This window comes from Pedobacter sp. BS3 (assembly GCF_008274585.1).
Lineage (GTDB): Bacteria > Bacteroidota > Bacteroidia > Sphingobacteriales > Sphingobacteriaceae > Hufsiella_A.
This window is the reverse complement of sequence record NZ_VTRT01000009.1, coordinates 1-12310: the sequence shown is the minus strand read 5'-3', so window position 1 is coordinate 12310 and position 12310 is coordinate 1. Positions and strand designations below refer to the sequence as shown.

The window sequence follows — 12310 nt, the reverse complement described above, 5'->3', positions numbered from 1 at the left end:
GAGTTTGAAGCCAATAAAGATAAATTGATGTATGCTCTTAATCGCACAATAGTTGAATTGAAATTTGTACAATTGGAGTACATCATTGCCTGTAGATGTTTTCTCTTAATCGCACAATAGTTGAATTGAAATGGGCGTTGCAGACAGGCAACTTGTAACAACATGCGTCTCTTAATCGCACAATAGTTGAATTGAAATTGAGATGATGACGGTAGGGCTTAAAAAAACATTTTTCTCTTAATCGCACAATAGTTGAATTGAAATATAAATCGGGCATGCTTGAACAAATGGACTATCCCGGCTCTTAATCGCACAATAGTTGAATTGAAATTCTTCAGGATAGACAACTATCTGATGTTCTGTTGAATCTCTTAATCGCACAATAGTTGAATTGAAATTAGCCCGTGACTTAGGTCTGCAAGATAACAAGAACTCTTAATCGCACAATAGTTGAATTGAAATTGTATAGCGTTTTTTCAAACCCGTTAAGCAATTGACTCTTAATCGCACAATAGTTGAATTGAAATATTTTGAGGGCAGCGTTAGCCTTTCCCCCTGTTTCTCTCTTAATCGCACAATAGTTGAATTGAAATAAATAATATGGCAGCAAAAAGAAAGTATGCAAGACTCTTAATCGCACAATAGTTGAATTGAAATAATTGAACATCGAGCCGCATAGCATTGTCGGGTTTCTCTTAATCGCACAATAGTTGAATTGAAATGCAACTGGCAGGTAATTAATGAATTGCCTAAGGATGCTCTTAATCGCACAATAGTTGAATTGAAATTAGCGTTAATAATATCTTTTCGGCATTGGTCTGCATCTCTTAATCGCACAATAGTTGAATTGAAATGTGTAGTTTCTGAAAGCGTGCCACACCTTCGCAAAGGCGCTCTTAATCGCACAATAGTTGAATTGAAATTAGGGATATAGGGTCGCAAGATTGGCGGCGTTTACTCTTAATCGCACAATAGTTGAATTGAAATAACAAAAACCGATTAAGAAAGAAACAGCAGTCGGACTCTTAATCGCACAATAGTTGAATTGAAATTCGTCCACCTGCATAGCGAAACCAAGACTAAAAGCCCTCTTAATCGCACAATAGTTGAATTGAAATTAAATATCTGCCTGATTATGATTATACCATATACATCTCTTAATCGCACAATAGTTGAATTGAAATTTATATGCCTGCTGGATGAACTTCGTAAATGCATCACTCTTAATCGCACAATAGTTGAATTGAAATGGGAATGGCAATCCCAATTCTTTTTTTATCTGCCTTGTCTCTTAATCGCACAATAGTTGAATTGAAATAGACTTATCATTTAGTAGCTTTTAAAAGCTCTTTACTCTTAATCGCACAATAGTTGAATTGAAATTTGTTACCACATTTAGGACAAATATGTTCGGTCATACTCTTAATCGCACAATAGTTGAATTGAAATTAGTTATAGTCGTTTTCTTCCGGTTCAGGTAAATGAGCTCTTAATCGCACAATAGTTGAATTGAAATGCGCATCAATGCGTGCCAGGTATGTTTGATTGCCACTCTTAATCGCACAATAGTTGAATTGAAATTTTGACAAAGTCGCTAAAATGTTTGAACATTTTGCTCTTAATCGCACAATAGTTGAATTGAAATTAACTATTTTATATACTTGCTGTGTATCGTTGTTGTTACTCTTAATCGCACAATAGTTGAATTGAAATATGAAAGACTTTATCTGTCTGTTGGCGTAAATGGCTCTTAATCGCACAATAGTTGAATTGAAATTTGTTGAAATAGTTTTTAATTGCGTTTTGTGGCTTTCTCTTAATCGCACAATAGTTGAATTGAAATCAAACATTCCCCGCCATTAACGCATAACCGATATGAGCTCTTAATCGCACAATAGTTGAATTGAAATTATTTAGGGTGATTTGCAGATAACTTCACCTCATACTCTTAATCGCACAATAGTTGAATTGAAATTTTGTCACATCTCTGGTTAACCTAAGTGCGTTTTCTCTTAATCGCACAATAGTTGAATTGAAATAACTTACCGTGAAGCATCAAACATACCGATATACGCTCTTAATCGCACAATAGTTGAATTGAAATTCAACTGGCTTATGGATATTAGACAGGCTGATGTACTCTTAATCGCACAATAGTTGAATTGAAATCGAGTTCTACCGTACAGGTTTGGCACAGGTATTTATCTCTTAATCGCACAATAGTTGAATTGAAATTGGAAGATAAAGATGATATAAAGGAGCGATTGAAGCTCTTAATCGCACAATAGTTGAATTGAAATTTGTTATCAGCTCTTGTACTGGTCAGCCATTCTCTACTCTTAATCGCACAATAGTTGAATTGAAATCGGCCTTTAATTGCAATGCGGGGTGTAGCAGTGGCTCTTAATCGCACAATAGTTGAATTGAAATTTTCCTCTTGCATATTGAAATACCCTTGCACTACCATCTCTTAATCGCACAATAGTTGAATTGAAATGCTAAAATTGAAATGTTAGCAACAATCCTTTTCGGACTCTTAATCGCACAATAGTTGAATTGAAATTCTTTTCGTATTTCCGTTGTCCATTCCTGAACTTTACTCTTAATCGCACAATAGTTGAATTGAAATGTATGCGGGAATTTCCCTGCAGGTTACCCTCAATACTCTTAATCGCACAATAGTTGAATTGAAATTCAGGTATTGGGTAAGAAACGACTGAACGCAGGGCTCTCTTAATCGCACAATAGTTGAATTGAAATTTTAATAGGGTGATTAAATCTTTTTGTTCGATTATCTCTTAATCGCACAATAGTTGAATTGAAATTCCTTTGATTGCGGTGGTGTAGGTGGAGTTGGCGCCCTCTTAATCGCACAATAGTTGAATTGAAATGGGTCTGTTTTATTTCTGCGAAAATAGCAAGTTGTACTCTTAATCGCACAATAGTTGAATTGAAATATGTGATAATTGAGTACAAAGCCAAGTGGCACGGCTCTTAATCGCACAATAGTTGAATTGAAATTAAAATGGGAGCAGGAAACCAACCCATCGCTTGCGTCTCTTAATCGCACAATAGTTGAATTGAAATAAGCCGACAAAATTTAATTGATACTTGTTTGCACTTACTCTTAATCGCACAATAGTTGAATTGAAATTGTGCTCCCGGGATTCAGTCGGTTGAGCTGGGGGAATCTCTTAATCGCACAATAGTTGAATTGAAATGCTTTAAAGCCAGTCAAAAACCACTCTTTGTTATCTCTTAATCGCACAATAGTTGAATTGAAATATAATCTACCAACACTTAATAGCTATAAAGCGCATGGCTCTTAATCGCACAATAGTTGAATTGAAATAAGCATGCAGCATCTGCCTTTTTAGACCGGTGAACTCTTAATCGCACAATAGTTGAATTGAAATGTATAAAAAAACACGGAATGTTTTACTTAAACGCCTCTTAATCGCACAATAGTTGAATTGAAATGAGGTTTACCTTATGGACTGCGTTCAAGGTATGAAACCTCTTAATCGCACAATAGTTGAATTGAAATACTATTCCATTCTGTGGAACAGAAAAAGACTGCCTACTCTTAATCGCACAATAGTTGAATTGAAATATTTGTAATCCATAGATGCGGGGGGATGAATCGACTCTTAATCGCACAATAGTTGAATTGAAATTTATGCCACCCGTTTAATACATATTCCCGGCTGTGGCTCTTAATCGCACAATAGTTGAATTGAAATAGGTATGAAACACTACCCTGATAAATGGTTTGATTTCTCTTAATCGCACAATAGTTGAATTGAAATGCTGTATAGTTTCATTAGAATTTAAGTTATCGGGACTCTTAATCGCACAATAGTTGAATTGAAATTAGCCTACCACATACCACTCTACATACTCCGCATGGCCTCTTAATCGCACAATAGTTGAATTGAAATACGAGAAAGGCGGCTATAAACCCAGGTTAGAAAGCCCTCTTAATCGCACAATAGTTGAATTGAAATGGGAGAAACCAAAATCATTAAAAGCTTTATCCCCTGCTCTTAATCGCACAATAGTTGAATTGAAATGGAAAACGATAAAGCCCCTTATTTGAGGGGCTTTAGCTCTTAATCGCACAATAGTTGAATTGAAATTTTCTTCCCAATAAGAAGTATGATTTCCTTACGCTTCTCTTAATCGCACAATAGTTGAATTGAAATAGGTTTGATACGGAGTTGTTCAATTTATTTCCATCCTCTTAATCGCACAATAGTTGAATTGAAATTCTTGCAGGAATGTTGGCGGCCTCCACAGGTTTACTCTTAATCGCACAATAGTTGAATTGAAATGTTCCTGTATTTTCGGATGTAGTTTCATTGGTATTACTCTTAATCGCACAATAGTTGAATTGAAATGCAAGTATGTATTACATCCGGCGAAGCCATCAGGCTCTTAATCGCACAATAGTTGAATTGAAATATACTTAGTGCCCCTTCTTCGCCTTCTTCATAAATCTCTTAATCGCACAATAGTTGAATTGAAATGGACTTGTTAAATGATAAAGTCCTGCGTGATTATCTCTTAATCGCACAATAGTTGAATTGAAATGCGTTTTTATACCAGTCTATATGTTGCTTCATGCACTCTTAATCGCACAATAGTTGAATTGAAATATAAGCGGTATGTCAGGAAGCTGACCAAGACCAAATTCTCTTAATCGCACAATAGTTGAATTGAAATTCGTATTCTTCCTGTAAAACAAGCCTTATCGGGTTACTCTTAATCGCACAATAGTTGAATTGAAATGCAGACAGATGAGGAAATAATTAAGCTCAATCAAAACTCTTAATCGCACAATAGTTGAATTGAAATAGCTCTGCCCGTATGTCTTTTGACTTTTTAATCACTCTTAATCGCACAATAGTTGAATTGAAATTGCATCAGCTTGACGGCCGGTATATCAACTTTGACTCTTAATCGCACAATAGTTGAATTGAAATTAAAGCACAGCGACGACAGAACAGAGGTTGTTAAACTCTTAATCGCACAATAGTTGAATTGAAATGAATATATAGGTTCGACAAGAGATAGTTCTGATGGGCTCTTAATCGCACAATAGTTGAATTGAAATGACCAGACCACAGATGCAGCTAAATAGTAGTAAACAGCTCTTAATCGCACAATAGTTGAATTGAAATGCTAGTTTTTTGTCCAATCCATCCAGGGAATTAATCTCTTAATCGCACAATAGTTGAATTGAAATATAGCATAAGTAAAGCCGCCTAACCGCTCTATACGCTCTTAATCGCACAATAGTTGAATTGAAATGGTGAAAAAAATGCAGCGGTAATTAGTAAAAGTTTGCTCTTAATCGCACAATAGTTGAATTGAAATGGAGTTAGTTTTGACGGGACTGCTAATATTACATTAACTCTTAATCGCACAATAGTTGAATTGAAATAATCTTCCAATCTCAATGTAGTTGCCGCCTTTCTCACTCTTAATCGCACAATAGTTGAATTGAAATTCAATTGTTGTAGATTCGTTAATAGCGTTTATGGTACTCTTAATCGCACAATAGTTGAATTGAAATGGAGTTAGTTTTGACGGGACTGCTAATATTACATTAACTCTTAATCGCACAATAGTTGAATTGAAATAATCTTCCAATCTCAATGTAGTTGCCGCCTTTCTCACTCTTAATCGCACAATAGTTGAATTGAAATTCAATTGTTGTAGATTCGTTAATAGCGTTTATGGTACTCTTAATCGCACAATAGTTGAATTGAAATGGAGTTAGTTTTGACGGGACTGCTAATATTACATTAACTCTTAATCGCACAATAGTTGAATTGAAATAATCTTCCAATCTCAATGTAGTTGCCGCCTTTCTCACTCTTAATCGCACAATAGTTGAATTGAAATTCAATTGTTGTAGATTCGTTAATAGCGTTTATGGTACTCTTAATCGCACAATAGTTGAATTGAAATTGTACCTCGCCTTTTACTTTGGCGATGCCATCATTTCTCTTAATCGCACAATAGTTGAATTGAAATACAGTTATAATCGCCCATAACCATCCATCTGGCACTCTTAATCGCACAATAGTTGAATTGAAATATTACCAGGATTTGTTGATGATGTCTTGGAAGGCACCTCTTAATCGCACAATAGTTGAATTGAAATTTGTGTATCTGCGCATAGGGCACGTCTGTACCTACCTCTTAATCGCACAATAGTTGAATTGAAATTGATGAATTTACCCACAAATGGCACATCGTGCCGCTCTTAATCGCACAATAGTTGAATTGAAATGCCCAGGACGTGTTACAACTGGATGATAAAGATTTACTCTTAATCGCACAATAGTTGAATTGAAATACCGATGTGCGGAAACTTTCTTTTTTCTCGTTATCCTCTTAATCGCACAATAGTTGAATTGAAATTTACAATTTCGGGGCTGGCCCCGGCTGCAAATGCCCTCTTAATCGCACAATAGTTGAATTGAAATTGGGGGCGGTCATAGAGTTGTCTACAGCTTCGTAACTCTTAATCGCACAATAGTTGAATTGAAATCTACAAAAGTACAACAAAACCAGCGAAATGTTTACTCTTAATCGCACAATAGTTGAATTGAAATTTGGGGTCTCCATCATTACCCCAATCCCATTTTTTCTCTTAATCGCACAATAGTTGAATTGAAATACGTTAATAATGAGGTGCTGGCAGGTACGCAGGCAGCTCTTAATCGCACAATAGTTGAATTGAAATTTTCGTTTACATCGGCAATGTTGTTAATGGTGCGTACTCTTAATCGCACAATAGTTGAATTGAAATAACTGCATGTGCATGTGTTTGAAGTATATCAGGCATCTCTTAATCGCACAATAGTTGAATTGAAATTCGTGTTTATCCAGAAATTCGGCGGTTTCCCGCATATCTCTTAATCGCACAATAGTTGAATTGAAATTAAATAGGCAGGCCGTCTATCACAGAACCGCCCCCCTCTTAATCGCACAATAGTTGAATTGAAATTTAACACAACTCAAACAATCATTATCATGGAATTGAACTCTTAATCGCACAATAGTTGAATTGAAATTTTCGACCTAAAAGGAAATAGGACTTTTGTACGTTACTCTTAATCGTAATAGCATTGGCATTTATGCTTTAACTTGCGGTGGTTTTAATCCCGGATGGTTGGTCTGTCGCTTTGCTCAACTTTTGATTTTTTAATTTTTAATTTTGACTTTTTAAGATGAAGAAGCTTCTTTTATTCTTTCTATTATCTGTTGTTACAGGAAGCATTTATGCACAGACAGACTCATTGGCGTTTACACAGGCAAAGTGGAACACCAGCCGCATTAAGCACGGTGTAAAACTAAAGCAATGTCAATTTGAAAATAACCTGTTTGGTAGTAACCAGTTCATCAGCATTCTCGAAATAAAAAATAAGAATAAGCAGTTTTCAATAGGCTTTGAGCATAAAGCATTACGACGTACCAGTGATTTTGCGGCATCGGCCAATGCCCTGGCTGCCATAAATGGAACATTTTTTGATGTGAAGAATGGCGGTTCGGCCGATTTCATTAAAGTAAACGGACAGATTATCAATGAGAATAAGCCGTACCCCTTGGGACAACGTGCCCGGCATCAGCAGGCTGCCCTGCTGATCTCAAATGGAAAGATGAGTATGGCTAAGTGGGACGGCTCTGCCAACTGGGAGCATAATCTTCCGGCCGAAAATGTGATGCTGACCGGGCCATTACTGATTTATCGCGATAGCGCTGTTTTGACAGACACGGCCGCATTTGCCCGTTACCGAAACCCGCGTACGGCAATTGCCTTAGCTAAAAATAAGGTGTTACTGATAACGGTTGATGGGCGTAATGAACATGCTGCCGGCATGAGCTTATATGAGCTTGAGAAGCTTTCACGTTGGTTGCACGCTTCGTTTGCCATTAATCTGGATGGAGGCGGTTCCACAACCATGTGGGTGAAAGGAAGGGGCGTGGTTAATCATCCTTCGGATAATAAAAAATGGGATAATCAGGGCGAGCGTAAAGTTGCTAATGTTATCTTGTTAACGCCGGAAAAAACAACGAAATAACATGATGAAAAAGTATGTAGGGTTAGCAGTAACGCTTTTTGCTTTTGCCGGAGCATTTGCACAAACAGCTTCGCCGGCCCGTGATTACAGCGTAGCGGTTTTATGGCAGCAGCATGCCGGTGAGTATCGTGCTTTGTGCTTTCAGGCCTATAGTTTTGCCAGGATCTCATTAGATGGGGCGTTAAAAGCATCAGACAGTACAAAGAAAAATTGTGTGGTAGTAGATATTGATGAAACCGTGCTGGATAATTCTGCTTTCCAGGGGCACGAAATTAAAAAAGGCATCAGCTTTTCGCAGAAAGACTGGACGGAATGGACTAACCTGGCGGCAGCCGATACCGTCCCGGGAGCTTTGAGCTTTTTGAACTATGCGGCATCCAGACAGGTGGAAACGTTTTATATCTCCAACCGTGAATCTGCCGATTCTTTAGGAACGCTGAAAAATTTACAGCAGTTTGGTTTTCCGTTTGCTGATGGCAGGCATTTGTTGCTGAAGCATGGCACGTCTGATAAAGAACCACGGCGGCAGGCACTTGCGGCAGCATACAACATCCTGTTATTATGTGGCGACAACCTGAGCGATTTTTCTAATGAATTTTATCGCCAGGGAAAAGATACAAAAGCCTGCACCGATAAAAGCAGCACCTGGTTCGGTACAAAATATATTGTATTGCCCAATCCGATGTATGGCGATTGGGAACAGACTATTTACGAGCACAAACATGGGATCTCAGAACAACAACGTTCAGAAATACGTTTGCAAAAGTTAAAAGATTACAGCAGGTAAAGCAGCACACCGGCGCAGGTTCAATTGCAGTTTTGCCACCAACAAAAAAATAGTAAATCTGTTCATAATACGTAAATTGCATGTGTAACAGCTATAACCAAGTTATTATTTATTGGTTTGATATATCAGCCTGATTTATGAAAAATAATCCGATACTACAGGATACTTCCGAGTTTATTTTCGGCCTTTTTAAAGATAAACTACCTGAGAAATGCGTATATCACAGTTTTAAACACACCGAACAAACCGTTAAAGTATGTAAAGAACTGGCCGAAGCCTATAATCTTACCAGCCGTGACCTGGAAGTATTGCTGTTAGCCGCATGGTTTCACGATAGCGGATATATCGAAACGTATGAAGGCCATGAGGAAAAGAGTGTGGAGATCATGAAAAATCGCCTTACGGGACATTATAAAGATGATGACATCCGCGAAATTGAGCAATTGATCTTATCTACACGATTTAATGTCACCCCCGATGGTACATTACAGGAGATTCTTCACGATGCCGATCTGATTAATATCGGCAAAAAGAAGATGAATGAAAAAGCTGAATTATTGCGTATTGAGTGGGAGAATTGCCTGAATAAAAAATATACCGATCTGGAGTGGGCCGAATTACAATTATGCTTTTTGCTGACAGTTAATTTTAAAACAGAAGAAGCCCAAAACAAATACGGCAGTCAGCGTGAAGCCAATATCCGCAAACAGCACGACGTTATTGCCCGCTTAAAAGCCGATAAGGAAAAAGCCCTGAGCAAAGCCGAAAAAAGTACAGAAAAACAGGCTAAGCTGGGACGCGGAATAGAAACACTGTACCGTTCGGTATATTCCTATCACATTAATCTGAGCTCTATTGCCGACAATAAAGCGCATATCATGATTAATATCAATACCATTATTATCTCCTTAATTATTACATTGTTCGGCTCAGGCTATACATTTGCCAGTTCAGAGCCCGAAATACTTTCCAGTGTCCGTTTTGTATTCCCAATGGCAGCTTTACTGCTTACGAGCCTGTTATCGGTGATTTTTGCCATTCTATCGGCACGACCTACTATAAACGCCCATGAGAAATACGAAGTGAGTAATAAGAAGGCCAGCGTTCTGTTTTTTGGTAATTTTGCCCAACTGCAGCTTGATGAGTTTGTACGGCGGATAGATGAGTTAAAGGAACAGCAGGGAGAGCTTTACAACAGCATGTCGGTAGACTTATACCATTTGGGAGCAGTGCTGGTAAAAAAATACCGTTTGCTAAACTGGGCGTATAACATTTTCATGATAGGACTGAGTGTATGTGCTGTCGGCTTTATTGTTATTGTGATTTTCTCAATGTAAAGAAGCAGGTGATAGCGGCGGAGGAGAACAATATCGATAAGAAATCTCACCAATAAAATCGAAGTTTTCGCTGCCATACTTCAGCTCATCCCAGGTAATCAGTTTGTGTAAAGCCGTTTCCTTAATATGTTGCAGGTAGTGGTTTGTAAACAGGATATATTCATTTTGGATAATGCTGTTTTTAAGCAATCGATGAGCAATAATCACATCCTCACCGATAAGCTTTACCCGGCCTTTAATGTTTGATGTGCTGATATTGCCATAATGGATAATGATTTTGAGACCCAATTGTCCGTTAGCCAGATGTGCCTTATAATTCTCCGGGTCAGATTGTTCGATACTTTTGATATAGCGGTGAAAGCACTGGTAGAATAAAGTACATTGTTTAATGACACTATTAACAGAAGGCAGCTTCCCGGTACGATAAAAAAATACAGCATCGCCTTCAACCTCTCCTACATTCATATCCAGGTAATTGCAATCTATCATTTTTCGCAGCAGGGAAGGAATTACCTCGTTACTGAACGCAACATCTGCGGTCGTAATCAACCTGGTAAACCCCGTAATATCCGGAATGCAAAAAAAAGTGGGCAGCAAGTCTGAGTGTTGTTGCATGGACAATCCTGATAATTAAGGTGCAAAACTACTAAATACCTAAGCATTTCATAATAAACTGGGAAGATGCATGTAATAGGAGTGAGTTATGTCTAATAAATTTTGAGCCTTCAAATACAGTTCCCTGAAAATACTTTTATTTTTGATAGATAACAGCAAATGTCTATTGCAAAATCACAGTTATAGTTTCAATAAATATGAGCAACGAAATCCTGGCAGATAAAGAGTATAGGAATTGGATTATTGCAATAAAAAGTAAAATCCGTTCTGCTCAAATTAAAGCAGCTCTTGCTGTAAACAGCGCTTTAATAACTTTTTATTGGGAGTTGGGTAAAATGATTGCCGAAAAAATGAATCAGAGTAACTGGGGAGATAAGGTTTTGGAACGTGTTTCAAAAGATCTGAAAGATGAGTTTCCAGAGATGAGTGGATTCTCTGTTACTAATTTGAAATATTGTAAGTTGTTTTATACTTATTTTTCAATTAGTCCCCAAGCTGGGGATAGTCGCTTAATTAGTCCCCAAACTGGGGACGAAATATATTTAAAGGTTGAACAACTGGCAAAGCAAATCCCGTGGGGACATATAAAGTTGATAATTGATAAAGTTAAAACAGTGCAGGACGCTTATTTCTATATCCGGAAAACTATTGAAAATAACTGGAGCCGGGATAACCTGGCATTGCAAATTAAAGCCGGATTGCATAAACGGCAGGGAAATGCTGTTACCAATTTTAAAGCTACCTTGCCTGAACCATTTTCTGATCTGGCACAGCAAACGCTCAAAGACCCGTACATTTTTGATTTCCTTTCTCTCGCTGAATCTGCCAGGGAGAGGGATATTGAAAACCAATTAGTGCATCATATCCGGAAATTCCTTTTAGAATTAGGTAAAGGCTTTGCGTTTGTCGGCCCAGCAATATCACCTGGAAATTGCAGGGAACGATTATTATATTGATCTGCTTTTTTACCACATCAGGCTGAAATGTTATGTAGTTATCGAGCTTAAAAACACAAAATTTATTCCGGAGTATGCCGGCAAGCTCAACTTCTATTTATCGGCAATAGATTCCCTGCTGAAAGAAAAAGAGGATAAGCCAACTATCGGGATTCTGCTTTGCAGGGATAAGAATAACCTTGAAGCCGAATTTGCCTTGCGGGATATTAACAAACCAATGGGTGTAAGCGAGTTTGAATTGACCGATATTCTGCCGGAGAACCTTAAAACATCATTGCCTACTATTGAAGAAATGGAGCAAAACCTGTTGAATAAAGATTAAACCTAAACTCGTCATTTACATCGATTTAGTCTTGTTTGTAAAACGGAACCATCATTACCCGGTGTTTGTAACGGCGCAAGCACAATGCAGGGTTCTATAAACTTACAACCCTTCTTGTCTGGTAGTGTCTTGAATTTTGTGTAAGTAAAAAAAGATGTAGGTCATTCCTATTGTGATTAAAGAAATTCAGAACTTTA

The 12310-nt window shown here is 37.7% G+C and carries 6 protein-coding genes and 1 CRISPR repeat array (1 of these 7 cut by a window edge); of the genes, 5 read left to right on the top strand and 1 reads right to left on the bottom strand.

Features of this window, described 5'->3' with window-relative positions; translation table 11 throughout:
* A CRISPR array of direct repeats spans positions 1-7088; the repeat unit is 30 nt; unit sequence CTCTTAATCGCACAATAGTTGAATTGAAAT; it reaches 886 nt to the left of the window's first position.
* Between the two features lie 156 nt (positions 7089-7244).
* The 3 genes from FW774_RS18570 to FW774_RS18560 all read left to right on the top strand — a co-directional run bounded on the left by FW774_RS18570 (position 7245) and on the right by FW774_RS18560 (position 10220).
* Entirely contained in the window at positions 7245-8096 is an 852-nt protein-coding gene (locus FW774_RS18570; protein WP_149349756.1) for a phosphodiester glycosidase family protein, read from the top strand.
* 1 nt (position 8097) lies between these two features.
* Positions 8098-8883 (top strand): 5'-nucleotidase, lipoprotein e(P4) family, encoded by a 786-nt coding sequence (locus tag FW774_RS18565; RefSeq protein WP_242457881.1) that lies wholly within the window; start codon positions 8098-8100, stop codon positions 8881-8883.
* 137 nt (positions 8884-9020) lie between these two features.
* Positions 9021-10220, top strand: coding sequence for a Pycsar system effector family protein (locus tag FW774_RS18560; protein WP_149349754.1), 1200 nt, complete (start codon positions 9021-9023; stop codon positions 10218-10220).
* Here the strand turns inward: FW774_RS18560 and FW774_RS18555 are convergent.
* The gene (locus FW774_RS18555) at positions 10212-10835 is read right to left on the bottom strand and encodes a DUF2652 domain-containing protein (RefSeq protein ID WP_149349753.1); all 624 of its coding nucleotides are present in this window, start codon (positions 10833-10835) and stop codon (positions 10212-10214) included. The two genes, FW774_RS18560 and FW774_RS18555, sit on opposite strands and share 9 nt — an antisense overlap.
* 197 nt (positions 10836-11032) lie before the next feature.
* On the opposite strand from FW774_RS18555, the gene FW774_RS18550 reads away from it, so the two are divergent.
* Positions 11033-11791, top strand: a complete 759-nt coding sequence (locus FW774_RS18550; protein ID WP_197739891.1) for a PDDEXK nuclease domain-containing protein — start codon at positions 11033-11035, stop codon at positions 11789-11791.
* Positions 11739-12113 (top strand): PDDEXK nuclease domain-containing protein, encoded by a 375-nt coding sequence (locus FW774_RS20555; RefSeq protein WP_197739890.1) that lies wholly within the window; start codon positions 11739-11741, stop codon positions 12111-12113. Before FW774_RS18550 ends, FW774_RS20555 begins: the two co-directional genes overlap by 53 nt.
* The last annotated feature ends 197 nt before the right edge of the window (positions 12114-12310 follow it).

Coding starts and splice junctions, on each gene's coding strand:
- FW774_RS18550 (WP_197739891.1), top strand. CDS start 11,033: ATGAGCAACGAAATCCTGGCAGATAAAGAGTATAGGAATTGGATTATT.
- FW774_RS18555 (WP_149349753.1), bottom strand. CDS start 10,835: ATGCAACAACACTCAGACTTGCTGCCCACTTTTTTTTGCATTCCGGAT.
- FW774_RS18565 (WP_242457881.1), top strand. CDS start 8,098: ATGATGAAAAAGTATGTAGGGTTAGCAGTAACGCTTTTTGCTTTTGCC.
- FW774_RS18560 (WP_149349754.1), top strand. CDS start 9,021: ATGAAAAATAATCCGATACTACAGGATACTTCCGAGTTTATTTTCGGC.
- FW774_RS18570 (WP_149349756.1), top strand. CDS start 7,245: ATGAAGAAGCTTCTTTTATTCTTTCTATTATCTGTTGTTACAGGAAGC.